General features: G+C 67.3%; 28 protein-coding genes and 1 pseudogene. All 29 read left to right on the forward strand.

Annotated elements, in window-relative coordinates:
- Window positions 1-429 carry a DUF4376 domain-containing protein gene (locus E3C22_RS16735; RefSeq protein WP_134763203.1) on the forward strand — a complete coding sequence of 143 codons (429 nt, stop codon included), beginning with the start codon at window positions 1-3 and terminating at the stop codon, window positions 427-429.
- Entirely contained in the window at window positions 426-773 is a 348-nt protein-coding gene (locus E3C22_RS16740; protein WP_167591808.1) for a DUF1353 domain-containing protein, read from the forward strand. The genes E3C22_RS16735 and E3C22_RS16740 overlap by 4 nt, the downstream gene beginning before the upstream one ends.
- A 136-nt stretch (window positions 774-909) precedes the next feature.
- Entirely contained in the window at window positions 910-2514 is a 1605-nt protein-coding gene (locus E3C22_RS16745; RefSeq protein WP_134763205.1) for a hypothetical protein, read from the forward strand.
- 367 nt (window positions 2515-2881) lie between these two features.
- A pseudogene (locus tag E3C22_RS16750) lies at window positions 2882-3316 on the forward strand (phage portal protein); the annotation flags it as partial.
- Window positions 3300-3797 carry an HK97 family phage prohead protease gene (locus E3C22_RS16755; protein ID WP_245515044.1) on the forward strand — a complete coding sequence of 166 codons (498 nt, stop codon included), beginning with the start codon at window positions 3300-3302 and terminating at the stop codon, window positions 3795-3797. The pseudogene E3C22_RS16750 and the gene E3C22_RS16755, both read left to right, overlap by 17 nt.
- Before the next feature lie 41 nt (window positions 3798-3838).
- On the forward strand, window positions 3839-5089 hold the full coding sequence (locus tag E3C22_RS16760) for a phage major capsid protein (RefSeq protein WP_134763206.1): 1251 nt from the start codon (window positions 3839-3841) through the stop codon (window positions 5087-5089).
- 71 nt (window positions 5090-5160) lie between these two features.
- Entirely contained in the window at window positions 5161-5718 is a 558-nt protein-coding gene (locus E3C22_RS16765; protein ID WP_134763207.1) for a head-tail connector protein, read from the forward strand.
- The gene (locus tag E3C22_RS16770; RefSeq protein WP_134763208.1) at window positions 5718-6050 is read left to right on the forward strand and encodes a phage head closure protein; all 333 of its coding nucleotides are present in this window, start codon (window positions 5718-5720) and stop codon (window positions 6048-6050) included. The genes E3C22_RS16765 and E3C22_RS16770 overlap by 1 nt, the downstream gene beginning before the upstream one ends.
- 3 nt (window positions 6051-6053) lie before the next feature.
- The gene (locus tag E3C22_RS16775) at window positions 6054-6281 is read left to right on the forward strand and encodes a hypothetical protein (protein WP_134763209.1); all 228 of its coding nucleotides are present in this window, start codon (window positions 6054-6056) and stop codon (window positions 6279-6281) included.
- Window positions 6282-6391: 110 nt separating this feature from the next.
- On the forward strand, window positions 6392-6802 hold the full coding sequence (locus E3C22_RS16780) for a DUF3168 domain-containing protein (protein WP_134763210.1): 411 nt from the start codon (window positions 6392-6394) through the stop codon (window positions 6800-6802).
- Between the two features lies 1 nt (window position 6803).
- Window positions 6804-7157: a DUF2200 domain-containing protein gene (locus E3C22_RS16785; protein ID WP_134763211.1), complete on the forward strand. Its 354-nt coding sequence runs from the start codon at window positions 6804-6806 to the stop codon at window positions 7155-7157.
- Window positions 7158-7426: 269 nt separating this feature from the next.
- Entirely contained in the window at window positions 7427-7840 is a 414-nt protein-coding gene (locus E3C22_RS16790; RefSeq protein WP_134763212.1) for a phage major tail protein, TP901-1 family, read from the forward strand.
- Window positions 7841-7842: 2 nt separating this feature from the next.
- Window positions 7843-8208 carry a gene transfer agent family protein gene (locus E3C22_RS16795; RefSeq protein WP_134763213.1) on the forward strand — a complete coding sequence of 122 codons (366 nt, stop codon included), beginning with the start codon at window positions 7843-7845 and terminating at the stop codon, window positions 8206-8208.
- A 44-nt stretch (window positions 8209-8252) separates the two neighbouring features.
- Complete coding sequence (locus E3C22_RS16800) at window positions 8253-8447, forward strand: rcc01693 family protein (RefSeq protein WP_134763333.1); 195 nt, start codon at window positions 8253-8255, stop codon at window positions 8445-8447.
- Window positions 8448-8480: 33 nt separating this feature from the next.
- Window positions 8481-9050: a phage tail tape measure protein gene (locus E3C22_RS16805; protein WP_134763214.1), complete on the forward strand. Its 570-nt coding sequence runs from the start codon at window positions 8481-8483 to the stop codon at window positions 9048-9050.
- 2 nt (window positions 9051-9052) lie between these two features.
- Window positions 9053-9682, forward strand: a complete 630-nt coding sequence (locus E3C22_RS16810; protein WP_134763215.1) for a DUF2460 domain-containing protein — start codon at window positions 9053-9055, stop codon at window positions 9680-9682.
- Window positions 9679-10569, forward strand: coding sequence for a DUF2163 domain-containing protein (locus E3C22_RS16815; protein WP_134763216.1), 891 nt, complete (start codon window positions 9679-9681; stop codon window positions 10567-10569). The genes E3C22_RS16810 and E3C22_RS16815 overlap by 4 nt, the downstream gene beginning before the upstream one ends.
- Window positions 10566-11012 carry an NlpC/P60 family protein gene (locus E3C22_RS16820; protein ID WP_134763217.1) on the forward strand — a complete coding sequence of 149 codons (447 nt, stop codon included), beginning with the start codon at window positions 10566-10568 and terminating at the stop codon, window positions 11010-11012. The genes E3C22_RS16815 and E3C22_RS16820 overlap by 4 nt, the downstream gene beginning before the upstream one ends.
- 3 nt (window positions 11013-11015) lie before the next feature.
- On the forward strand, window positions 11016-14897 hold the full coding sequence (locus tag E3C22_RS16825) for a baseplate multidomain protein megatron (RefSeq protein ID WP_134763218.1): 3882 nt from the start codon (window positions 11016-11018) through the stop codon (window positions 14895-14897).
- 389 nt (window positions 14898-15286) lie between these two features.
- Window positions 15287-15616 carry a hypothetical protein gene (locus tag E3C22_RS16830; protein WP_245515046.1) on the forward strand — a complete coding sequence of 110 codons (330 nt, stop codon included), beginning with the start codon at window positions 15287-15289 and terminating at the stop codon, window positions 15614-15616.
- 79 nt (window positions 15617-15695) lie between these two features.
- Window positions 15696-16367: a response regulator transcription factor gene (locus E3C22_RS16835; RefSeq protein ID WP_134763219.1), complete on the forward strand. Its 672-nt coding sequence runs from the start codon at window positions 15696-15698 to the stop codon at window positions 16365-16367.
- Between the two features lie 77 nt (window positions 16368-16444).
- On the forward strand, window positions 16445-17806 hold the full coding sequence (locus E3C22_RS16840; protein WP_245515062.1) for an ATP-binding protein: 1362 nt from the start codon (window positions 16445-16447) through the stop codon (window positions 17804-17806).
- Window positions 17807-18103: 297 nt separating this feature from the next.
- Window positions 18104-18502 carry a hypothetical protein gene (locus E3C22_RS16845; protein WP_134763220.1) on the forward strand — a complete coding sequence of 133 codons (399 nt, stop codon included), beginning with the start codon at window positions 18104-18106 and terminating at the stop codon, window positions 18500-18502.
- A 266-nt stretch (window positions 18503-18768) separates the two neighbouring features.
- Complete coding sequence (ccmI, locus tag E3C22_RS16850) at window positions 18769-20004, forward strand: c-type cytochrome biogenesis protein CcmI (RefSeq protein ID WP_134763221.1); 1236 nt, start codon at window positions 18769-18771, stop codon at window positions 20002-20004.
- The gene (gene ccmE / locus E3C22_RS16855; RefSeq protein WP_134763222.1) at window positions 20001-20495 is read left to right on the forward strand and encodes a cytochrome c maturation protein CcmE; all 495 of its coding nucleotides are present in this window, start codon (window positions 20001-20003) and stop codon (window positions 20493-20495) included. Before ccmI ends, ccmE begins: the two co-directional genes overlap by 4 nt.
- Window positions 20492-22477 (forward strand): heme lyase CcmF/NrfE family subunit, encoded by a 1986-nt coding sequence (locus tag E3C22_RS16860; RefSeq protein ID WP_134763223.1) that lies wholly within the window; start codon window positions 20492-20494, stop codon window positions 22475-22477. Before ccmE ends, E3C22_RS16860 begins: the two co-directional genes overlap by 4 nt.
- Before the next feature lie 4 nt (window positions 22478-22481).
- Complete coding sequence (locus tag E3C22_RS16865) at window positions 22482-22979, forward strand: cytochrome c-type biogenesis protein (protein WP_134763224.1); 498 nt, start codon at window positions 22482-22484, stop codon at window positions 22977-22979.
- Window positions 22980-23235: 256 nt separating this feature from the next.
- Complete coding sequence (locus E3C22_RS16870) at window positions 23236-24768, forward strand: Do family serine endopeptidase (protein ID WP_134763225.1); 1533 nt, start codon at window positions 23236-23238, stop codon at window positions 24766-24768.
- 168 nt (window positions 24769-24936) lie between these two features.
- A complete protein-coding gene (locus tag E3C22_RS16875) occupies window positions 24937-25653 on the forward strand; it encodes a response regulator transcription factor (RefSeq protein ID WP_134763226.1) in 717 nt (238 codons plus the stop codon).
- Window positions 25654-25704: the final 51 nt, after the last annotated feature.

The raw sequence follows: 25704 nt of genomic DNA on the forward strand, positions 1-25704 counted from the left end.
ATGCCCGAAATCTTCCTGGACGACACTATCCCGCCGGTGACCGGTGAGCAGGTGAATGCCGAGCGGGACCGGCGCATCAACAGCGGCGTCATCTTCAACGGCAAGCACTACCAGACCGGTCAGGATGATCGCGAGAACATCGCAGGGAAGTCTCTGGCCGCCTTCATGGCGATCGTCGGAGGCGCCCAGCCGGGCGACATCTACTGGAGCGGCAAGAAGGACGCTGCCGGCACCCCCATCCCATTCGTGTGGATCGCCACCGACAACAGCTACAACCCGATGGACGCCCAAACGATGGTGGCGTTCGGGACGGCCGTCGCCGATCGAAAAGAGCTGCTGATCTTCAGGGCCTCGGCCATGAAAAAACAGAACCCCATCCCGCTTGACTACAAGAGCGACGTCCATTGGCCGGAAGGACTGGATCCGTGAGCGCCTACACCGATTGGGAAGGAGAATTCCTCCTCGAGGACGGCCGCTACCGCGCGACCCTGCCGCTGCCCTGGGACGTTGGCTGCAAAGGGTCTGGCGTGTCGGTCACGGTGCCCGCGGAATTCCGGCACAATGTTTCTGTGCCGGCGCCGCTCCGCTGGGCGTTCCCTCCCGACGAGCCTGAGTTTCAGCGCGGAGCGCGTCTCCACGATTTCCTGCTCGCCGCCGGCTGGTCGCCACCCGAGGCCGCCGGCGTCTTCCACGCCGCTCTGAAGGCTGACGGCGTCTCGAGCTGGCGCCGCCTCTGCATGTTCGTCGGCGTAGCACTTTGGCACTGGCGATAGAGGATGGCTGAAAGGCACAGCTGAGCATGCGACGGGGGCAGGCGCCTCGAGCAAATCTCTATGCAAAATAGCAATCCGACGCGTTTCCAATCAAATTGCTTAGGGTTAGAAAAAGTGTGTCGTGAATCCGCGGGGAATGAACATGAAGAGTCGACGGCCGCCGTTGGGAAATGATCTTCAGCGCATCGGCGACATCGGCGAAAACAAATTCAAGGACCTATGCGACAAAGCGGGATTGCACTGCAGTAAACCCGTGCCCGATCGGACAGGGAAAGACTGGTTAGTCGAGTTCCCACTGGAGGGCTTCGATATTTTGATGCCTTACGACAAACGTCCCGCGGCTAAATGCGTCGTCGTTCAGGTGAAGACCGTCACTTCAACCAAACGCCCCGTCACGATGAAGCTGTCAGCCGCAGAACGTTTGGCCAAGGATCTGAAGCCTGCCGTCGTGTGCATGATGGTTTACGATCGAGATGAAGGCGAGGTCATTGAAGCGAGGTTTGTGCACATTCTTGGTGACAACCTCGCGAGCATTCTAAAGCGGCTTCGGAAGGGGCAGAAGCGCATGGAGGACGCGCTTCACAAACTGACAATCGGGTTCGGCGCGGATAAGGGCTTTGAAGTTCCTCTAACCAAGGAAGGATTCTACGACGCGCTCTCAGCCGTGGCGGCGCCTTCGATGGACCGTTATGCGGCGGAGAAGCAGCGCCAAATTGACACGGTTGGTTATGGTTTTGACCGGTTAAGCGGCAAGCTTAAATTTTTTGAAATGAGCCGTGAGGATCTCGCCGACGTGTTCCTTGGGATCAAGCAAGTGCCACTACGAGAGCTTCAGATTTCCGAAAAGCGCTTCGACATAGAACTGCCCTTCCTCTCAATCTCGGAAAACGTCGAAGGCGCGATGGTCAGCATCGAACCCGAGCCAGTCACCGAATGCATTTTGTCGACTGTTGATCCAGATAGCCAAGAAATCAAGGCGGTGCCTAGCAAGCTCTACGCTGTTGAAGCCGCAATTTTGGGTGACGGACCGGCCGCTCTGTATAGGTGGGCGATGGGGGAAATAAAGGTCGATTTCGCGACCCGGAAACTAACGGTCAAGCTTCAGGTCAAGGCTGATGGCGAACGACCAATAGCGGAGTGGTTAAGCGAATTTGGCTTCATCAACGAACTCTTATCTGGAGAACGCGTCGTGACTGCAGCCAGTGACCGAGGGCAGGTCGAGGTTGGCAAGCTCAATATGAACGGCGTGGATGAGCCGGATTGGTTTCGTCCGGTTCTGCAGATGTTGGAAAAATATGACGGTGTGTTTCGCGAGGCTGGCGGCTGTCAAACGTCGTTTTCGCTGCAGAGCCTGATCGAAGATCGCAATCGGATGGCGGCGATCTCCCTTATGGACGAAAGAACTCTGCGCGTTGAAGCGAACGTGTCAGAGATCGATGGTGATATCGGCGAGGAGGGTGTTGCCGGGCTGTTTATCGCAGCCGTGTGTTTGGCGGGACAATGGGTTTCGATAGCTGCGCCGACGCGCGTGTGGGGCGAACGTGACAACGACTCTTGGAAGCTGAGAGCATTCTCATGCGCTCGGCCTACAATCGAGCTCCTGCAAAGCGACGACAACGATGAATTCCACACTTATGTTGAGCGCTGCAGAAAGCTGAGGGGTGCGGAATGCGTCATCGTCCAAGAACCCGGCAAATTCTTAGCTTCCGAGTGCGTGCTGGTTCGAACTGACCTTCAATGAGCCGTAGGCGGCGCTAGCACGCACCGCGCTGGTATCTTCTCGACGCCGTCATTGCAGCGCAACTCGTGCGATCGTCAAACCTATCGCAGTATGGTCTTTGGCGGCCCGCCATTGGCCTTGCGCGTCACACTTTCGAACATGCTTTGAACGGGCGAAACCCGCCCGGAATTTGATCCCATTTGAAATGTCGCGTCGTCTCATTTGAAATCGCGCGCTACATGAGGTTCCTGAAGTGCCTCTTAAGCTATAACCGGGCCGACCCACCTTCAGCAATTATCGGCAGCCGCTTTGACGGTGTTGTTTGTCTCCCAAACTGCCGCCGTTTGATCTTGCGCGGCCCGCCATTTGGTTTTGCGCGCTACACGACTATTCCGGCGCGTCGCGGGCCGGCAGGCCGCTGCTCCTGGAAGGCGGCCTCGACTGGAAGACGATGGCGCTGTCGCCGAAGGACATGGACTTCATCGAGGCGAAGAACGGCGCTGCGCGGGACATCGCGCTCGCCTTCGGGGTGCCGCCCATGCTCGTCGGCATTCCGGGCGACCTCACCTATGCCAACTATGCCGAAGCGAATCGGGCGCTCTACCGGCTGACCGTCCTGCCGATCGTCAAGCGCATCCTCGGTGCCCTCGGCGGCTGGCTGGGAAGCCATCTCGGCGAACCGGAGCTGCGGCTTTCGATCGACCTCGACGCTGTCGAAGGGCTTTCGGCCGAGCGCGAGGCGCTGTGGTCGAGGGTCGGCAGCGCCGACTTCCTGACACGGGACGAGAAGCGGGAGGCCGTCGGCTATGGCCTCGGGGCTTGAGACGCGCGGTGCCACCGCGGTGGCGGACTTTCGCAACGCGGCGCCATTGCCGCGGGACGGCATGCCGCCGCCGGGACGTTTCATCGGCTATGCGGCGATCTTCGGTTCGACCGACCTGGCCGGCGACCGGATCGAGCCTGGCGCCTTCGCCGCCTCGCTGATCGGCCGGAGGGCAGGCGACGTGCGCATGCTCTGGCAGCACGATCCGGCAAGGCCGATCGGCCGCTGGCTGGAAATCGTGGAGGACCGCACCGGGCTGCGGGTCGCCGGCGAATTCGCCCTCGACACCAAGGGCGGACGCGAGGCCGCGGCGCTCGCTGCGGCCGGCGCCATCGACGGGCTGTCGATCGGCTTTCGCACCCGCCTGGCGCGGCGCGAGCCGGGCGGCGCCAGCCGCCGGCTGGTGACCATCGATCTCTGGGAGATTTCGCTCGTCACCTTCCCGATGCAGGAACTGGCCCGGCTCACGGTCGTCGCCTGAGGCGCTGCCTTCGATCAATCCGGAAACACAGGAGACAGGACATGGACGAAACCGCGCTTGCCGGCTTCGAAACGAAGACGGTCACCCCCGAACTCCGCGGTCTGCAGGACGAGATGCGGCGGACCTTCGAGAGCTTTCGCGAGGCGAACGACACCCGGCTGGACGAACTGGAAAAGCGCATGGGCGGCGACGTCGTCACTGCCGAGAAGGTGGACAGGATCGCCGCGGCGCTCGACGCCCAGAACCAGCGCATCGAGCGCCTGGCGCTGAAGGAGATGCGCCCGGCGCTCGGTCAGGAGAGGGCGGTTCGCGGCGAGCCGGCGAGCGAACACAAGAGTGCCTTCGAGCGCTATGTGCGCGGCGGCGACGAGGCGCCGCTCCGCCGCTTCGAGGCAAAGGCCATGTCCAGCCTGACCGGCGCCGATGGCGGCTTCCTCGTCCCGGACGAGACCGAAACGGAGATCGGCCGGCGGCTCGCGGCGATCTCGCCGATCCGTTCGATCGCCGCAGTCAGGACCGTCTCGACGGCGGTCCTGAAAAAGCCCTTCGCGATCTCCGGCGCCGAGAGCGGCTGGGTGAGCGAGACCGCCGACCGCGACCAGACCGCCGCGCCGCAGCTCGCCGAACTGACCTTCCCGACCATGGAACTCTACGCCATGCCGGCAGCAACGGCGGCGCTGCTCGACGATGCGGCGGTCGATATCGACCGCTGGATCGGCGAGGAGGTCGAACAGGCGTTCGCCGCGCAGGAGGGGGCTGCCTTCGTCAATGGCGACGGACTGACCCAGCCGAAGGGCTTCATGACCTATCCGAAGGTCGACGAAAGCGCCTGGACATGGGGCAAGGTCGGAACGGTGGCGAGCGGCGAGGACGGCGGCTTTGCCGACGGCGAGGCGGCCGATGCGCTGATCGAACTCGTCTATGAGCTGAAGGCGGGCTACCGGCAGAATGCCAGCTTCGTCATGAACCGGCGCAGCCAGGCCGCGGTCCGCAAGCTGAAGGACAATGACGGCAACTATCTCTGGCTGCCGCCCGCCTCGGCCGGCGCCCGGGCGACGCTGATGGGCTTTCCGCTGGTCGAGGCGGAGGAGATGCCGGACATCGCCACCGGCAACTGCGCCATCGCCTTCGGCGATTTCGCACGGTTCTATCTCGTCGTCGACCGCCAGGGTGTCCGAGTGCTGCGCGATCCCTACACCGCCAAGCCCTACGTCCTGTTCTATACGACCAAGCGTGTCGGCGGCGGAATCCAGGACTTCGACGCGGCCAAGCTGCTCGACTTCTCGGCCTGAGGCTTTCGGCGGGCGGGTATCGCAGCTGGCCCGGCCGTTGCGGCCGGGCCCATCCATTTCAGGAGACGACGATGACGACGATCGACCTCGGTCTTGCCGCCGAGCCGCTTTCGCTCGCCGAGGCGAAAGCCTGGGCGCGCATCGAGCGGGACGACGAGGACGCGCTGATCGCCGAACTGATCCGCGCCGCGCGCGAGGCGATCGAGCGGGAGACCGGGTTGGCGCTGTCCTCCCGCAGTTTCCAGCTCGTCCTCGACCCGGCACCACGGGACGGCTGGGTGGAGGCGACGCGCCATCCGCTCGTCTCGATCGACGGCGTCACCGCCTATGATGCAGCGGGCAATCCGGTCGTCTTTGCCGCAGATCAGGCGATCGCCGAGCGGCCCCGCGGCGGCGAGGGCTTCCGGCTCTCGGCGGCGGTGATCGAACAGGCCGCGAACGGCATCGAGATCGAGCTTTCGGCAGGCTTCGGAGACGCGGACCGCCCGGCCGATCTGATGCTCGCTTTGAAGGTGATCGTCGCCGCAAGCTACGAGGCGCGGGCGCTCGTCGAGCCCGGTATGCAGCCGGCGCTTCGGCCGGCGCTTGCCGAGCGGCTGATCGCACCTTACCGGCGGGTGCGGCTCTGATGGCGCCGTTGTTTCTCGATCCCGGCCTGTTCAGCCGCCGCGTCGCCCTGGACGAACCCGTGATCGTGCCTGACGGGGCAGGCGGCGGCGAAACCGGATGGCAGGAGGTTCGCAATCTCTCGGTGCGCATCGAGCCGCTGTCCGTCGAGGCGCGGGAGCGCTTCGACCAGCGCGAGGCGCTGGTGACGCACCGGGTGCTGTTGCGCAAGACGGTCTCTGTCGAGCGGGGCATGTCGTTCCGCATCGGTGGCCGGCGGCTGGTCATCCTCTCCGTCCACGACCCGGACGAGAGCGGGCGCTATCTCGTCTGCCGCTGCGAAGAGGAGCGCTGAGCGATGCAGCTCAAGGTCGCGGTGAAGCGCGTGAGGCTGGCGGCAAGCCTCCGCAAGGTCATCGAGGAGGCATTACTCAAACGGGGCAAGCCAGGGCGCGACCGGAACGCCGGCCGGCTTCCCGCGACCTCGCGCCTCGCAAAAGCCCCTGAAATCGATGCGATTTTCAAAGCCCCGTTCGAAGATGGCGGCGGCTCGCAAGGGTCGGGGACGGCGCAGACGGTAAGGTAGCGAAAAAGTTAAAATCGCGGCGTTGAACTTGGTGCAGGTCAAACCATTTCCAGTTATGTTTCATCGCAGCAATCATCGTGAACGAGGCATCCTGAACGAGGGCGACGGCGATGGCGCATCCAAGCACTGACCTGCAGGAATCGATCTTTTCCGCTCTGACCTCCGACCCGTCGCTGACGGCACTGCTCGGCGGGCCGAAAGTCTTCGACCGGCGCCCGGAGCGGGCGAGCTTTCCCTATCTCACCCTTGGCCGCACGGCGGTGGTCGATTGGTCGACCGGCACCGAGGACGGCGCCGAGCACATCCTGACCCTGCATGTCTGGGCGAAGGGCGGCGGCAAGGCCGAGACCTACGAGATCATGGACAAGGTCGCCGGCAAGCTGAACGACGCCGCGCTGCAGCTCGAGGGCCACCATCTGGTGAATCTGCGGCTGCAATTTGCCGAGGCGCGGCGGGAGGCGGATTCGTCCGCCTATCACGGCATTCTCAGGTTTCGGGCGGTGACCGAACCGCTGGCGTGACGTGGTCAAGCACCGAATCTTCACGACGAGCGTTTCGTCCGTCTATCCTCTCTACGTCGCCAAAGCAGAGAGGAAGGGGCGCGAGAAAGACGAGGTCGACCAGATTATCCGCTGGCTGACGGGTTACAGCCAGGAAGAGTTGGAGGCCCACCTCCAGGACAAGACGGATTTCGAGACGTTCTTCGCGATTGCTCCTCAACTCAATCCGAACCGCGCCTTGATCAAGGGCGTGATCTGCGGGGTCCGGGTGGAGGACATCGAGGATCCGACGATGCGGGAAATCCGCTACCTCGACAAGCTGGTCGACGAACTTGCGAGAGGGAAGAAGCTGGAGACGATCTTGCGGACGTCGTGACGCTTCAGAGCTGCTCGTGTTTGCTTCATCTGCGTTGCAGACATTCGAGACAGCTCCGTGACACGGCACCGGCAACGCCGCCCGACCCGCTGGAAAAACCGGTGGTGGCCATCCTTGCCGCGGTCGCAAGGAGCGTCCGAGCTTGGCAATACCGGAAAGGCGTGTTGCCTCGAGTTTCAAGAGAGTTGGTGAGGGCGGTCCTTGGGGCCGCCCTTTTTCGTTTGCGGCAGGCGATCGCCGCCGGTTCGACGCGAGCAAGGGATGGATCGATGAGCGCGCAGAAAGGCAAGGATCTCCTCCTCAAGATCGACGAGGATGGGGACGGCAGCTTCACCACCATCGCGGGCCTGCGCAGCCGCCGGATCGCCTTCAACGCCGAGGTCGTCGACGTCACGGACTCCGAGAGCGCCGGGCGATGGCGCGAACTCCTCGGCGGAGCCGGGGTGCAGCGTGCCTCGCTGTCGGGCTCCGGCATCTTCAAGGATGCGGCGTCGGACGCGGCGTTGCGGCAAGTGTTCTTCGAGTCCCGTGTCGCGGCCTTTCAGGCGGTGATCCCGGACTTCGGCAGGGTGACCGGCCCGTTCCAGGTGACGGCGCTCGAATATGGCGGCGAGCATGACGGCGAGGTGACCTTCGAGGCGACGCTGGAATCGGCCGGCGCGCTCTCCTTCGAGGCGATCTGACCATGCCGGCGAACCGCAGGCGGGGCGAGGTCTCCGCGATCATCGACGGTCATGAGATGAGGCTTTGCCTGACCCTCGGGGCGTTGGCGGAACTCGAGGATGCCTTCGCGGCCGACAATCTCTCCGACCTTGCCGAGCGGTTTCGCGGCGGCAGGCTGTCGGCGCGGGACCTGACGCGGATCATCGCAGCAGGGCTGCGCGGCACCGGCGCGGAGGTGACCGACGGCGACGTCGCCGCCATGCGCATCGACGGTGGCGCGGCCGGCGCCGCGGCGCTCGCCGTCGCGCTGCTGACGGCCGCATTCGGCGGCGCAGACGGGGAGGCGGCCGGGACAGGCAACGCAAACCCTTCGCCGGCGGGGATCTGAGCGGCGACGCTCGAAATCGCCCCCCCAGGGGCGAGGCGGGTGGCCTGGAGCCTGCGGCCTTTCCCTGGGACGAGGCGATGGCCGTCGGCTTCGGCCTGCTGCGGCTCTCATCCGACGCCTTCTGGAAGCTGACGCCGCGCGAACTGGCGAGCGCCATCGCCCCGGCGCGGGGCCGCGCCGCGCCGTCGCCTGGGGAGCTCGCCGGGCTGATGCGCCGCTTTCCCGATGCCCGGCGCTGACGCGCCAACATCCTTCCGACACGGGACGAGACCATGGACGAGGACGAGACCTTCACCGTCGCGATCGAGGCCGACACCACCAGTCTCGATCGGGCGCTGGCGGACCTTTCCGACCGCGCCGACAGGTTCGGCTCGGCGCTGACGTCGGCCTTCGCCGGCGCCGTGACCGGCAGCCGGTCCCTCGACAGCGCCCTGAAACAGCTCGCGACGCGGCTTTCGGCGATTGCGCTCGATGCGGCGTTGAAGCCGCTCGGCGATTTTGCATCGAGCGCCATCGGCCAGCTCTTTTCGGCGGTTGCCGGAGCTGCCGGCGGGGGAGGCGGTGCCGTGATGCCCTTCGCCAAGGGCGGCGTCGTCGCTGCGCCGAGCTATTTTCCGGCCGGCGGCAGGGTGGGGCTGATGGGCGAGGCGGGGGCGGAAGCGATCCTGCCTCTGTCGCGCGGCGCCGACGGCACACTGGGCGTCGCGGCCCCCGCCGGACGGGAGGGACAGACGATCGTCTTCAACGTCACCACGCCTGACGCGCCGAGCTTCAAGCGGGCCGAGGCGCAGATCCAGGCAATGCTGACCCGGGCGGCAGCGCGCGGGCGCAGGGGCGTCTGACCATGGCGATCGAGGCCTTCAGCGAGGAGCGATTTCCGCTGCGCATCGCCTTCGGCACCAGCGGCGGGCCGGAGCGGCGCACCGACATCGTCCGGCTTTCAACGGGGTTCGAGGCGCGCAACCAGCGCCAGGCCCGCTCGATGCGCCGCTACGATGCGGGCTCGGGCCTGAAGAGCCTCGCGGATCTCGCAGCCGTCCTCGAATTCTTCGAGGCGATGCGCGGGCGGCTGACGGCATTCCGCTTTCGCGATCCGCTCGACCATGCGTCGGCGCGCCTCGGTCAGCCGATCACGCCGCTCGACCAACGGATCGGCACCGGCGACGGCGAAACCCGGGAATTTCCGCTGGCCAAGCTCTATGGCAGCGGCGAAGGCGCCTATCGACGACCGATCGAAAAGCCCGTCGCCGGCAGCGTCCGCATCGCGATCGCGGGGGCGGAGACCGTCGCGTCCGTCGATGCGACGACCGGTCTCGTCGGCTTCGAGGTGGCCCCTGCACTGGGCGCGGCAATCACCGCCGGCTTCGAATTCGACGTGCCGGTTCGCTTCGACACCGACCAGATCGCCATCAACATCGCCGCCTTCGAGGCCGGCGACATCCCGACCATTCCGCTGATCGAGGTGCGGCCATGAGGACGCTTCCGCCGGAGCTTGCAGCGGCGATCGAGCGGCCGGTGACGACGCTCGCCAATTGCTGGCGCCTGACGAGGCGCGACGGGATGGTGTTCGGCTTCACCGACCATGACGAGGCGATCAGCTTCGACGACACGCGCTTCGAGGCGGCGACGGGGCTTTCCGCCAGCGAGGCCGAGGCGGCCCTCGGGCTCGGTGCGACGACCGGCGAGGTCGAAGGCGCGCTCTCCGCCGCCGCGATCGACGAGGCCGACATCGCCGCCGGCCGCTTCGACGGCGCTAGGATCGAGACCTTCGTCGTCGACTGGCAGAACGTCTCTGCCCATGTCAGGGTCGACGTGTCGGATCTCGGCGAGGTTCGGCGCGGCGAGACCGCCTTCACCGCCGAGCTGAGGAGCATCGTCGCACGTCTCGAGGCAGTGCGCGGCAGGCTCTATCGCCGGCGCTGCGACGCCGTGCTCGGCGACGCCCGCTGCCGCGTCGACCTCTCCGCGCCGCCCTTCACGGTCGATTGCGAGGTTCATGCTGCCGGCGACGGCTGGGTCGAGACCGCGACCGGGCTTGGCGCGGCGCCCGATCGCTACGCCTTCGGGCGGTTGACGATGCACGGCGGGGAGGCGGCCGGTCTCGCCGCGGACATCGCCTCGGCCGTCGCGCTCGCCACGGGACGGGTGCGGTTCACGCTTGCCGAGACGATCGTCGCGAGGATCGCGGCCGGCGACCCTTTCCGCATCGTCCAGGGCTGCGACAAGCGCTTTGCGACCTGTCGGGATCGCTTCGCCAACCAGCTGAACTTTCGCGGCTTTCCTCATATTCCCGGCACCGATGCCGGGCTGGCGATCGCCAAGACCGGCGGGCGCAACGACGGCTCGCCGGTGGTGCGATGAGCAAGGATAACCGCCTGCGCGCCCTCGGGATCGCGCGAAGCTGGCTCGGCACCCCCTACCGGCACCAGGGCTCGACGAAAGGCATCGGATGCGACTGCCTCGGCCTGCTTCGCGGCGTCTGGCGCGAGCTTTGCGGCGCCGAGCCCGAGGAGCCGGGCGCCTATGCCAGGTCCTGGAGCCTGCGGGCCGGGCCGGACAGGCTGATGGACGCGGCGCAGCAGCACCTTGTGCCGGTTGAGCCGGACAGTGCGATGCCGGGCGATGTCCTGTTGTTTCGCTGGCGAAGCGGCGCGCCGGCCACCCATTGTGCCATCCTCGACGAGGGCGGCCGGATCATCCACGCCTATCAGGGCGCCGCCGTCGTCTCGACGGCGCTGCCGAAAAGCTGGCGGGGGCGGATCGCCGGCGCCTTCCGTTACCCGTCCAGCCAGCTTGTGGAGTGAACCTTGGCGACCATCGTTCTGCAGGCGGCGGGCGCGGCGCTCGGCAGCTTTCTCGGCGGCCCGATCGGCGCGGTGATCGGCCGGGCGGCCGGCGCGCTCGCCGGCTCGGCCATCGACCGCCAGCTGTTCGCCGAGACCCGGCGCTTCGAGGGGCCGCGGCTCGAGACCGCGCGGATCATGACGGCCGACGAGGGCGGCGGCATCGCCCGCGTCTACGGCACGGCGCGGGTGGCCGGGCAGGTGATCTGGACGACCCGCTTCGAGGAGGAGAAGGAAACCGAACGGCAGGGCGGCAAGGGCGGCGAGCCCGCCACCGAAGTCACCACCTACAGCTATTTCGGCAATGTCGCCGTCGGGCTCTGCGAAGGGCCGGTGGCGGCGATCCGGCGGATCTGGGCAGATGGCGAGGAGATCGACCTCTCCGAAATTGACGTCCGCTTCTATCCGGGCGACGAGGACCAGCTGCCGGACCCGCTGATCGAGGTGAAGCAGGGCGCCGGCAATGCGCCTGCCTATCGCGGGCTCGCCTATCTCGTCTTCGAGCGCCTGCCGCTCGAAAGCTGGGGCAACCGCATCCCGCAGATCGCCTGCGAGGTGCTGCGGCCGATCGGCGAGCTCGAAGAGCGGCTGCGTGCCGTCACCATCATCCCCGGTGCCAGCGAGCACGGGCTCGATCCGAAACCCGTCCGCGAGCGGCTGGCGGAAGGCGAGGACCGGCTGATCAACCGCAATATCCTCTTCGGCGACAGCGACCTCGTCGCCTCCATCGACGAACTGGTCGCGCTCTGCCCCGATCTGGAACGGGCGGCGCTGGTCGTCTCGTGGTTCGGCGACGACCTTCGCGCCGGCACCTGCAGGATCCGCCCGAAGGTCGAAACCGCCCGGCGCGACGAGAGCGAGGACTGGCGGGTCAGCGGCCTCCGGCGCGGCGATGCCGCAACGGTCTCCAGCCTCGATGGCAGCCCGGCCTATGGCGGCACGCCGAGCGATGCCGGCGTCATCCGCGCCATCGCGGCGCTGAAGGACCGCGGACTGAAGGTCACCTTCTACCCGTTTCTGCTGATGGACATCCCCGCCGGCAACGGCCTGCCGGACCCTTATGGCGACACGGAACAGGCCGCCTTTCCCTGGCGCGGGAGGATCAGTCTCGACGTCGCCGTCGGCCGGGCGGGCAGCGCTGACGGAACCGCGGCGGCGCGGGACGCGATCGCGGCCTTTCTCGGCAATGCCGCGCCCGGCGACTTCACGATCGACGGCAGCCGCATCAACTATTCCGGCCCGGCCGAATGGTCCTATCGGCGGATGATCTTCCACCAGGCGCATCTTGCCGCGCGCGGCGGCGCCGACGCCTTCGTCATCGGCTCGGAGCTGCATGGCCTCACCCGCATCCGCGACGAGGCGGGACGCTTTCCCTTCGTCGAGGGGCTGATCGCCATTGCCGAAGGCGTGAGACAGATCCTGCCGGACGCGACCATCACCTATGCCGCCGACTGGAGCGAGTATTTCGGCTATCATCCCGAGGACGGCTCGGGCGACGTCTTCTTCAATCTCGATCCGCTCTGGGCCTTTTCGGCAATCGATGCCATCGGGATCGACAACTATCTGCCGATCGCCGACTGGCGCGACGGCGATCCAGAGCCCGAGGCGCCCTCCATCCACGATCGCGCCGGGCTCGCCGCCGGCATCGCCGCGGGCGAATATTTCGACTGGTACTATGAAAGCGAGGCCGACCGGGCGGAGAAGCAGCGCAAGCCGATCTCCGACGGGGCCCATGGCAAGCCCTGGGTCTTCCGGCCGAAGGATCTCGTCTCCTGGTGGTCGAACGAACATTTCGAGCGCCGCGGCGGCTTAGAGCTTGCCGAACCGACCGCCTATGTGCCGATGGCAAAGCCGCTCTGGCTGACCGAACTCGGCTGTCCGGCGATCGACAAGGGGCCGAACCAGCCCAACCTCTTCGTTGATCCGAAGTCCTCCGAAAGCGCCTTTCCGCATTTTTCGACCGGCGGGCGCGACGACCTTGTCCAGCGGCGGTTTCTCGCGGCGCATCTCGGCCACTGGACGCCCGGCCACGCCGGATTTTCCGATGCGGCGAACCCGCTCTCGCCGCTCTATGGCGGGCGGATGGTCGATCCGGCGGCGATCCATCTCTGGACCTTCGACGCGCGGCCGTTTCCCGCCTTTCCCGGACGCAACGACGTCTGGAGCGACGGCGAGAACTGGCGGCTCGGCCACTGGCTGACCGGCCGGCTCGCCGATGCGCCGCTCGACCGGCTGGTCGCCGCGATCCTCGAAGGTCATGGCATCTCCGACTACGACCTGACGGGGCTCGACGCCGTGCTCGGCGGCTGGGTGGAGACCGGCCCGGCCTCGGCGCGCGACAGCCTCGAAAGCCTGTTCCAGCTTGTCGGCGCCGTCGGCCATGTCGAAGACGGCAGGCTCGTCGCGCACTCGCTGCAGCGGCTGCGTGCCGGCAGCGCGGTCACCGCTTTCGTCGACGCCGACGACGAGCCCTATGTCGAATTGCGCCGGGCGGAGGCGGCAGAGACCGTCGATGCCGTGGCGCTGTCCTTCCTCGATCCGTGGCGCGACTATCAGGCGGGCAGCGCCGAGGCGATGCGGGCGAGCGTCGGCTCGCCGCGCCGCCAGATCGTCAGCGTGCCGGCGGTGCTCGGCGAGAGCGAGGCGATCAGCCTTGCAGCGGGGATCCTCGCCGAAAGCGGCGCCGTCTCCGAAACGGCAAGCTTCGCGGTGCCGGCGAGCCTTCTGTCGCTCAGCGTCGGCGACGTCCTCTCGCTCGGCGGTCATGGCGGCGAATGGCTGGTGACGCGGATCGAGACGGGGCTGTCCCAGCGGGTGACGGCCCGGCGCCTGCCTGCATGGCGCGGCAGCGTCCCCGGCGGCGATGCGATCGTCACCACCACGCCCACCCGGCCGAACCTTGCCTCGCGCCCCTTCGCGGCCTTCCTCGACCTGCCGCTGCCGCCGGGCGAAAGCGGGTTCGACGGTGCCAGGGTCGCCGTCGGGGCCTCGCCCTTCGCCGGATACGAGGTCGCGAGCCTTTCCAACGATGGCGTGCTGAAACCGCGTGCGCGCGTCTCACGGCCTGCCATCCTCGGCCGGCTGACCTCCGACCTCCTGCCCGGCCCCGAAGGGCGGGTCGACCCCGCCAACGCCTTCACCGTGTCGCTGCCACGGGGCGCGCTTGCCTCGGTCTCGCCGGCATCGCTCTTTGCGGGCGGCAATGTCTGTGCCGTCGAATGCGCCGATGGCGGGTTCGAGGTGCTGCAGTTCGAGAGCGCCGCGGAAATCGCGCCGGGAGAATTCCGGCTGAGCCGCCTCCTCAGGGCGCAGGGCGGGACCGAGGATGCGATGGCGGCGGGCGCTCTGACCGGCGCGTTGTTCGCCCTTCTCGACGGGTCGAGCGAGGCGTTAAGTGTCACCGCCGGCGAGATCGGCCGCGTCCTCGACTATCGCGTGCAGCCGCTCGGCCGCAGCCGAAGCGACGCGGCGGTCGTCTCGCAGAGCCACGCCATCGGTGCGCGGTCGGTGCGGCCGCTCTCGCCGGTGCATCTCTCCGCCGATTTTGCCGGCGACGGAGCGATTTCGCTCGCCTGGATCCGGCGCACGCGCATCGGTGGCGACAACTGGGCGGCGAACGAGGTGCCGCTCGGCGAAGAGGCGGAACGCTACCGGGTCGAGATCGGCGACGGCGCGGGGAGCAATCTGACCGTAGAGACCGTCGAGCCCCGTTACAACCTTTCGACGGCAGCCCAGATCGACCGCTTCGGCGCGCTGCCGGCGGCGCTCGACATCGCCGTCGCCCAGCTCAGCCCGGTCTGGGGCGCCGGCACGGTGCGGCGTGCCCGCTTCCTTCGGCCGCTGTGAGAAGGGAAGGGTCGACGTCGGAAGATGGAGGCGCCGGGACGTGGCAGGTGAAAAATCGCCGCAGGAGCCGGGCCGAATGTCTGCGGCGCCCTGTTCGGCCGGACGAAGCTTGCCTATTGTCCCCTGGCAATCTGCCACCTGCGGGAGGCATTCATTCGTCATTCAGCCGGCCGCTGATAGAAGCGGGGTGTCGAGGTGCCCCGATCGGCCGGAATCTCGATTGGACCAGTGGAATGGAATCGATGTTGGCGTCCCGACCGAAGCGACTGCCCGGCAGCGACGGCGACGAGGGCCATCCCACCGGAAACAGGAACACGCCAGCGCTCCCCGGGCATTGCAGCCTACCAGGGATGGCCAGGGCATGCAGATGTCGGGATTGGACCACACGGATGACCGTCCTTCGCACGATCATGGCGCTCGCAGTGACGCTCGGCCTTGCCGCCGGGCCGGCCTCTGCCTATCCGGGCGAGGATGCGCTTGCGGCCGGGATCGCGACTGGTTCAGGACACCAAGGGAGCGAGGCCAGCCAGCCGGGGGTCCTCGTCGCGGCCGCCGACTGTTCCAGCGCGGCGAGCCGCGCGGCGCGGCAGACCGGCGGGCAGGTGCTCTCCGTCTCGACCCAGAACCAGGGTGGCCAGACCGTCTGCGTCGTCACCGTGCTCGTGCCGGGCAAGGGCAACCAGCGGCCGCGCAAGCAGACAGTCACCATCAAGCCGTAAGCCGCTCGCCGTGAAATCGCCGGCAAAGGCTGGGACGGAGCTTTGATGGCCAAACGCCGGAAGCAGTGAGTCGACAGCGATGCGCATTCTGATCGTCGAGGACGACGAGACCCTGAACCGCCAGCTCACCGAGGCGCTGACCGGCGCCGGCTACGTCGTCGACCGCGCCTTCGACGGCGAGGAAGGGCATTTCCTCGGCGATACAGAGCCCTACGACCTCGTGGTCCTCGACATCGGCCTGCCGCAGATGGACGGGATCAGCGTGCTCGAACGCTGGCGCCGCGAGGGCCGGTCGATGCCGGTGCTGATCCTCACCGCCCGCGACCGCTGGAGCGACAAGGTCGCCGGCATCGACGCCGGCGCCGACGACTACGTCACCAAGCCGTTCCACGTCGAGGAGGTGCTCGCCCGGGTGCGGGCGCTGATCCGCCGCGCCGCCGGCCATGCCTCGTCGGAAATCCTCTGCGGCCCGGTCCGCCTCGACACGCGCACGGCACGGGTGACCGTTTCGGGCATGCCGCTGAAGCTCACCTCGCACGAACACCGGCTGCTCGACTATCTCATGCACCATCAGGGCGCCGTCGTTTCGCGCACCGAGCTGATCGAGCATCTCTACGACCAGGACTTCGACCGCGACTCCAACACCATCGAGGTGTTTGTCGGACGGCTTCGCAAGAAGCTCGGCGCCGATCTGATCGAGACGGTGCGCGGCCAGGGCTACCGCATGCAGGATACGGGAGGCGAGGGCTGAGCGCTTCGCGCTCCCTCCGCCTCGGGAGCGGCCTGTCACGTCGCGCATCGAGCGTGCGCAGCGCCACCGCGACACTCCTGCAGCCGCGCTCGCTGACCGCCCGGGTGATCCTCCTCACCAGCATCTGGGCGATCCTCGCGCTGTTCGTCGTCGGCGTCCTCATCTCCACCCTCTACGAACGCACGGCCCGCCAGGGCTTCGAGAATCTCCTCGGCGCCCAGCTCTACAATCTCGTCAATGCCGTCAGCGTCGATGACGACGGCCGGCTGCAGGGCAATCCCGACCTCGGCGACCTTCGCTATGCCCGCCCGCTCTCCGGCTGGTACTGGGAGGTGCTGCCGGCGTCCGACAACACCTCTGGCCGGCTGACCTCCGCCTCCCTCGTCCTCCTGACGATCCCGCAGGCGCCTGTCGCCGACTTCCCCTTCGACCAGATGTATCGTCGCTCCTACGAGCAGGCGGGCCTCAACGGCGAGATGCTGGAAGTGCTGGAGACCGAGGTGGTGCTCGATTCGGAGAACCACACGGCGCGTTTCCGCGTCATGGGCAGCCTTTCCTCGGTGGCCGACGACATCCGGGCCTTCGACCGGACGCTGCTCTACTATCTCGGCACGGTCGGCCTCGGCACGGTGCTCGTCAACGCCGTCGTGCTGCTCGTCGCGCTGCGCCCGCTCGCCCGTGTCCGCGCCTCCCTCGCCGAAGTCCGCGAAGGCCGCTCGGAGCGGCTGCGCACCGGCTTTCCGGCAGAGATCGAGCCGCTGGCGGTCGAGATGAACGCGCTGATCGACAACAACCGGCGGATCGTCGAGCGCTCGCGCACCCAGGTCGGCAATCTCGCCCATTCGCTGAAGACGCCGATCGCCATCCTCACCAACGAGGCCGCGACGATCGGCGGCGAGAAGGGGCGGGTGGTCGATGAGCAGGCGGTGCGGATGAAGAGCCAGGTGCAACACTATCTCGACCGCGCCAGGATGGCCGCGCAGACCCAGAGCGTCGTCTTCCGCGCCCCGGTCCGCGAGGTGCTGGAGCGCATCGTCAGGGTCGTCGCCAAGCTCAATCCGGATCTTAACGTCGCCTTCGACGCGACGACGACCGGCGATCTGGTCTTTGCCGGCGAGCGGCAGGATCTCGAGGAAGTCGTCGGCAATCTTCTCGACAATGCCGGCAAGTGGGCACGCAGCAAGATCTCTCTCAGCTGCCGGGCGGAGGGGGCCGACCGCCTCGCCGTCATCGTCGAGGACGACGGGCCGGGGCTCTCGATCGACGAGATCCGTGAGGCCCTGAAGCGCGGTCGCCGTCTCGACGAGGCGACCCCCGGCAGCGGCCTCGGCCTGTCGATCGTCCGCGACATCACCGCGGAATATCGCGGCATGCTCGAACTCACCCGCTCCGAACTCGGCGGCCTCGCGGCGAAGGTGGTGCTGCCGCGGATCGGCTGAGGCTCATCCACTTTTCGCCGTGACGCCGCCGCGAGCATCGGCAGACTGTGACCCTGCTGCCGCAGCGGGCGGATTTGGTCAGCCGCCCCGGGGCCCGAAATCGGCGATGGAGGGCCTGTTTCGCCATCTCTCGACAGCCGCGAAAGCCTTGCCATCCCGGCGGGTTGCGCTCATGATTGCGAGTGACAACCTTCCCGTTTGTGTATCGCATGGTCTCCTTGACATCGGCGGTCCGAGGGAGAAATCGAAGGCGTCGATGCTTCGACCGACCCGTTCCTCCCGCTGCGGACCCACAAGATGAGACTGGCAACGGCGATTCCCGTCCTCCTTTCGATCCTGCCGATGAGCGGCTGCGCGGTCTTCGGCCCGGCGAGCCAGAGCGCCTTTTCCTCCGGTGCCGTGGCACTGAACGGCGGCCTTGTCGGCCAGACGGCTTTCGCGGCCGAGATGCCGGACCGGGTGAGGACCAAGGCGCTCGAAGCGGAATTCCAGGCGCTGCAGTTCAGCCCGGCGGGCCAGGCTGTGCGCTGGAGCGAGGACGGCTACAGCGGCGAGGTGGTGCCGACGCAGGTCTACCGGGTCGGCTCGCAGGACTGCCGCGCCTATACGCATGTGCTGTCGGCCGGCTCGAAGCCGGTGAAGACCACCGGCGTCGCCTGCAAGACCGAGAGCGGCCTCTGGAAGCCGGTCGCCTGAGCATCCGGACCGACGCGCCGCCTGCCGGTCAGATGTCTTCTTCGGGGCGATCCTGGCGCCACGCCCTCCGGACGAATTGAATGGGCTTCGACCCGTCAGTCTGTTAGGTCGCGACGGGCCCCTGTCGGAGCGAGCTCGGTCGTGCCGGTCTGGTCGGTCGCTCGATCGCACGGCGCACCGCTCGAGCCGGCGGCGCGGCCCGAAAGGGTCGAAACGAGGAAGCGACCGCCATTGTTCGGCGGGCAGCGCGCGGATAGATGTAGCGCATGATTTTCTGGATCGTTGCAGCCGCGATGACGGCCGTCGTCACCCTGGCCATCGTCTGGCCGCTGCTGCGCGGGAAGGGCGGTTCGGCCGATTTGGCAGCCGAGCACGACGTCGAGGTCTATGCCGCCCAGCTGCGGGAGCTCGAGGGAGACCGTGATCGCGGCGCCATCGCCGAGGCGGAAGCGGCTTCGGCACGGGCCGAGATCGGCCGCCGTCTGCTGCGGGCGTCCGAACGGGCGCAGGCTTCGAGCGCCGCCTCCGGCCGCTCCCTCGGCAGGCCGATCGCGCTTGCCGCCAGCCTGTTCACCGCCATCGCCGTCCCGGTCCTCGCCTTCGTGCTCTATCACGAGGTGGGCGATCCGAAGCTGCCGGACCAGCCACTGGCCTTTCGCGAGCAGCCGAAGCCGCAGGGCGACGATTTCGATCTCGCCAGCCTCGTCCAGAAGGCCGAGGCCCGGCTGAAGACCAACCCCGAGGACGGCAATGGCTGGGAAGTCCTGGCACCGATCTATCTGAGGATGAACCGGCCGGCCGATGCGGTCACCGCCTATCGCAAGGCGATCGAGCTCAACGGACCTTCGGCGAGCCGCTTCGGCGGTCTTGGCGAGGCGATCACCGAGACTGCCAGCGGCGAGGTCACCGACACGGCTAAGGCGGCCTTCGAGCGGGCCCTGCAACTCAACCCGTCCTACCTGCCGGCGAAGTTCTTCCTCGCCCTCGACGCCTCGCAGGAGCAGCGGGCCGGCGATGCCGAGACCCGCTGGAGCGAGCTGATCTCGCAAAGCCCGAAGAACGCGCCCTGGCTGCAGATCGCCCAGGCCGGGCTCGCCGATGCGCAGCAGCGTCTCGGCAAGCCAGCGGCGTCGGCCAGCGCGCCTGCGGCCCCCGCGGCGGGCAAACCGGACGAAAGCGCCGGCGAGGGCACCGACGGCTTCAAGGGCCCCGACGCCGCCGCCATGGCCGCAGCATCCGAAATGTCGGCGGGCGACCGCCAGTCGATGATCGAGGGCATGGTCGCCAACCTTGCCGCCCGGCTGAAGGACAACCCGGACGATGTCGAGGGCTGGAAGCGGCTGATCCGCTCCTATACGGTGCTCGGCAAGACCGAGGAGGCGAAGACGGCGCTCGGCGAGGCCCGTCGCAGCTTCCCGGCGGATTCGGCCGCGGCCCGCGAAATCGCCGCTTTTGCCGACGAAATCGGTCTCACCACCGGAGCGGAGGCGACCTCCCGATGACCCGCAAGGCCAAGCGACTCTATTCGATCGGCGCGATGCTTCTGGTCGTCGGCGGTGCCCTCGGGCTGGTGCTCACGGCGCTGTCGAGTTCGGTCGCCTATTTCCAGTCGCCGACCGAACTCGTCAAGAATGCCCCCGGGCCGGCCCAGCGGATCCGCCTCGGCGGGCTGGTGGAGGACGGGTCGGTGAAGCGCGACGGCTCCTCCCATGTCAGCTTCCGGGTGACGGACACGGTGGACAGCGTGCCGGTCACCTATACCGGCATCCTGCCGGATCTCTTCCGCGAGGGGCAGGGGGTGATTGCCGAGGGCACGCTCGGCCCGGACCGCGTCTTCGTCGCCGACACGGTGCTCGCCAAGCACGACGAGAACTACATGCCGAAGGAGGTCGTCGACGACCTGAAGGCCCGCGGTCTCTGGGAAGACGGCAAAGGCCTCGTCGACAAGTCCGACAAGACGGTCTCCGCGGCGCCGATGGGAGCCGGCTCATGATCGTCGAGATCGGACATTTCGCCCTCGTCCTGTCGCTGTCCGTGGCGCTGGTCCAGTCGGTGCTGCCGCTGATCGGCGCAAGGACCGGCGACCAGCGGCTGATGGAAACCGGCACCATCGCCGCGACCGGCGGCTTCGTCCTCATCGCCATCGCCTTCGCGTCGCTGATGACCTCCTATGTCACCTCCGACTTCTCGGTCCTCAACGTCTTCCAGAATTCCAACTCGCAGCAGCCGCTCCTTTACAAGTTCACCTCGACCTGGGGGAACCACGAGGGCTCGATGCTGCTCTGGGTGCTGATCCTCGCCTTCTTCGGCTCTCTCGTCGCCTTGTTCGGGCGCGACCTGCCGGCGACGCTGAAGGCCAACGTACTGTCGGTCCAGGCGTGGATCCTGACCGCCTTCCTGTTCTTCATCCTCCTCACCTCGAACCCGTTCGAGCGGCTCGACCCGGCGCCGATGGAGGGGCAGGACCTCAACCCGATCCTCCAGGACATCGGCCTCGCGATCCATCCGCCGCTCCTCTATCTCGGCTATGTCGGCTTCTCGATCGCCTTCTCCTTCGCCATCGCGGCGCTGATCGACGGGCGCATCGACGCCGCCTGGGCCCGCTGGATCAGGCCCTGGACGCTGATCGCCTGGATCTTCCTCACCCTCGGCATCGCCATGGGCTCCTACTGGGCCTATTACGAGCTCGGCTGGGGCGGCTGGTGGTTCTGGGATCCGGTCGAGAACGCCTCCTTCATGCCCTGGCTGGCGGGCACCGCGCTGCTGCATTCGGCGCTGGTGATGGAGAAGCGGGCGGCCCTGAAGATCTGGACGATCCTCCTTGCCATCCTTACCTTCTCCCTGTCGCTGCTCGGCACCTTCCTGGTCCGCTCCGGCGTCCTCACATCGGTGCATGCCTTCGCCACCGATCCGACCCGCGGCGTCTTCATTCTCTGCATCCTCTGCCTGTTCATCGGCGGGGCGCTGTTTCTCTTCGCCCTCAGGGCCCAGTCGCTGGAAGGCGGCGGCCTGTTCGCGCCGATCAGCCGCGAGGGTGCGCTGGTCTTCAACAACCTGTTCCTGACGACGGCGGCGGCGACGGTGCTCGTCGGCACGCTCTATCCGCTGTTCCTCGAGGTCGTCGCCGGCAAGAAGATCTCGGTCGGCGCGCCGTTCTTCGACCTCACCTTCGGGCCGCTGATGGTGCCGCTGCTCTTCGCCGTGCCGTTCGGCCCGCTGCTCGGCTGGAAGCGCGGCGATCTCCTCGGCGCCGCCCAGAGGCTCTATTTCGCCGCCGGCTGTGCGCTTGCGGCGCTTGTCTGCGTCCTTGCCTTCACCGGCGGTACGCGGGTGCTCACCGCCTTCGGTTTCGCGCTGGCCTTCTGGCTGCTCGCCGGCAGCCTCACCGATCTCTTCCTGAAGGCGGCCTTCATCAAGGCCGGCTGGCGCACCGGCCTGTCGCGCCTCCTCGGCCTGCCGCGCTCCGCCTTCGGGACGACGCTCGCCCATTTCGGCCTCGGCGTGACGCTGCTCGGCATCGTCTCGGTGTCGAGCTTCCAGCAGGAAGTCATCACCACCATGGCGCCCGGCAAGACGATCGAGATCGCCGGCTATACGCTCTCCTTCGACCGGATCGACCAGCGCGCCGGGCCGAATTTCGAGGCCCAGGCCGCGACATTCTCGGTGCGCAGCGGCGGCGTCGAGGTGGCACGGATCGAAAGCTCCAAGCGTTTCTTCCCGGCCCGGCAGATGACCACCACGGAATCCGGCATCTGGACCACCTGGTTCTCGCAGCTCTACCTGTCGCTCGGCGACCCGTCCGAGGACAAGCAGTCGATCGTCGTGCGCGCCTGGTGGAAGCCGCTGGTGACGCTGATCTGGGTCGGGGCTTTGATCATGGGCATCGGCGGCATGGTGTCGCTGGCCGACCGGCGGCTGCGGGTCGGCGCTCCGACCAGGAGCCGGCAGCGCGCCGCTCTGGCGGCCGGAGCCTGACGGCATGGCGGTTCGGCGCTTCTTCCTGCTGATCGCGTCGCTGGCGCTGATCCTCGCAGCGGTGCCGGCTGGCGTCGTCGTGACGCCCGCCTTCGCCGTCAATCCGGACGAGATGCTGGCCGATCCAGCACTCGAGGCGAGGGCCCGCAAGCTCTCCGAGGGGCTGCGCTGCCTCGTCTGCCAGAATGAGTCGATCGACGATTCCAACGCCGATCTCGCGCGGGACCTCAGGCTTCTCGTCCGCCAGCGCATCGAGGCGGGCGATACCGACGAGGAAGTGATCGACTACCTCGTCTCGCGCTACGGCGAATTCGTGCTTTTGCGGCCGCGCTTCGACTGGGCGAATCTGGCGCTGTGGGCGACGCCGCTGGTCGTGCTGCTCGCAGGCCTCGTGCTCGCCGTCGTCACCGTCTCGGGCCGGCGGAAGCGCAAGGCCCCGGCCGAGCTCTCCTCCGCCGAGGAGGCGACGATCGCAAGGATCACCGGCGAGCGGCGGTTGTAGCCGGCGCGCCGGGGGGCGCGGGCCGGAAACGGCGAACACTCAGCCATCACAGATGTTTGAGTCCGCTCTTTTGCCCCTTCGCCCATCTTCCGCTGAGCTTTGGCCCGAGTCTTTCAAAACCTTACCGAGTTTTCACGCGCCAGATAAACTCTCGTAAGATGTGCCTCCCTAACTTGCTATGGACAGCAGGGGGTGGCGTGACCATCTCGCGGCTTCCGGCTTCGAAATTCTTAAAGGTCGCTTGAAAGGAACCAAGATGCAGCAGGATCAACAGCCCCGCACCAAGCGCAGCCGGCTTCTCGCCGGTGCCCTGGCGGCCGGCGTCGCCGGCGCGGCTCTCGCCGGCGGCATGGTCGCCAACACGCTCCCGGTCTTCGCCGATCCGGTGCATGTCGACGCGCCGCAGCAGAGCTTCGGCTTTGCCGACGTCGTCTCCAAGGTCTCGCCGGCCGTCGTGTCCGTGCGGGTCGACGAGGACATCAAGCCGGCGGCCGACGACGAGGACGACCAGGCGCAGAACCCCTTCGACAACCTGCCGCGGGATCATCCGCTCCGGCGCTTCTTCGACATCCCGGGCGGCCCCGGCGGTCAGGGTTTCCCGGGAATGCCGCACGGCCGGCAGGCACCGCGCCACGCGGTCGCCCAGGGCTCGGGCTTCTTCATCTCCGACGACGGCTACCTCGTCACCAACAACCACGTCGTCGACGGCGGCTCCAAGTACACTGTGGTGATGGATGATGGCAAGGAGTACAACGCCAAGCTGATCGGCACCGACAAGCGCACCGACCTCGCGCTGCTGAAGGTCGATGGCGGCGACCGCAAGTTCACCTACGTGGCCTGGGGCGACGACGACAAGGTCCGCATCGGCGACTGGGTGGTGGCCGTCGGCAATCCGTTCGGCCTCGGCGGCACGGTGACGGCCGGCATCGTCTCGGCCCGCGGCCGCGACATCGGCGCCGGCCCCTATGACGACTTCCTGCAGATCGACGCGGCGGTCAATCGCGGCAATTCCGGCGGCCCCGACTTCAATCTCGAAGGCCAGGTCATCGGCATCAACACCGCGATCTTCTCGCCGTCGGGCGGCAATGTCGGCATCGCCTTCGCCATCCCGGCATCGGTCGCCAAGGACGTGATCCAGTCGCTGAAGGACAACGGCTCGGTCGAGCGCGGCTGGCTCGGCGTCCAGATCGCGCCGGTGACCGACGACATCGCCGAGGCGGTCGGCCTTGCCGACGCCAAGGGCGCCATCGTCACCCTGCCGGACAACGAGACGCCGGCTTCCAAGTCGGGGATCAAGACCGGCGACGTGATCACCGCCGTCAACGGCGAGACCGTCGAGGGTCCGCGCGAACTCGCCCGGCTGATCGGCAACGACCGTCCCGGGTCGAAGGTCGAGGTCACGGTCTGGCGCAACAACAAGGCGGAGACCATCAACGTCACTCTCGGCAACCTGTCGGCCCTCGACGAGGCGGCCTCGGCAAATGGCGGCAACAGCCAGCGGGTGCCGACCAATCCGTCCTCGCTGTCCGGCTATGGCCTGACGCTGACCCCGTCCGAGGACGGCGACGGCGTCGTGGTGACGGACATCGACCCGGATTCCACCGCCGCCGAAAAGGGCATGCAGCCCGGCGACGTGATCGTCTCGGTCAACGGCAAGTCGGTGACCAGCCGCCGCGACGTGTCCGATGCGCTCTCCGATGCTGCGAAGTCGGGCCGCAAGGCGGCACTGTTCCAGCTGCGCCAGGGCGATCAGAACCGCTTCGTCGCCCTGCCGCTCTCCAAGGGCTGACGAAACCGCCGACTGGGGAGGGCGGGCTGTCCGCAGGCCCGCTCTCTTACACCGCAAGGCGGGCGCCGATCCCCCGCGGCGCCCGCCCCCTTTGGCGGCCACAAGAATGAACCACCCCGCCGCCCGCATTGATTTCAGACCCGATGTCGTCGATTTAGGTGAGTATCCATGATCGAAGCCCCAACCGCCCCCACATCGACGAAGTCCATGCGCATCCTCATCATCGAAGACGACCGCGAGGCCGCCTCCTATCTGGTCAAGGCGCTGAAGGAATCCGGCCATGTGGCCGATCATGCCGCCGACGGCGAGGAGGGGCTCTACGCCGCCGAGACGCGCGACTACGACGTCCTCATCGTCGACCGCATGCTGCCGAAGCTCGACGGCCTGTCGATCATCTCCAGGCTGCGCGAGAGCGGCCAGTCGACGCCGGTCCTCATCCTCTCGGCGCTCGGCCAGGTCGACGACCGAGTGAAGGGGCTTCGGGCGGGCGGCGACGACTATCTGTCGAAGCCGTTTGCGATTTCCGAGCTTCTCGCCCGGGTCGAGGTGCTCGGCCGGCGACGCGGCGCCAAGGACGTCGAGACCTCCTACCGGGTCGGCGATCTCGAACTCGACCGGCTGTCCCACGAGGTGCGCCGGGCCGGCAAGCCCATCGTTCTGCAGCCGCGCGAGTTCCGCCTGCTCGAATATCTGATGAAGAACGCCAATCAGGTGGTGACGCGCACCATGCTGCTCGAAAATGTCTGGGACTATCACTTCGATCCCCAGACCAATGTCATCGATGTCCATATCTCGCGGCTGCGATCGAAGATCGAGCGCGATTTCGGCTCGCCGATCCTTCATACGGTGCGCGGCGCCGGCTACATTATCCGCGCCGACGACTGACCGTTTCGCCGCCGGCCTCTGCGGTCAAAGCCGCCGGGGCATGGCCTTCAG

It is taken from the genome of Jiella endophytica, assembly GCF_004519335.1.
Classification (GTDB): domain Bacteria; phylum Pseudomonadota; class Alphaproteobacteria; order Rhizobiales; family Rhizobiaceae; genus Jiella; species Jiella endophytica.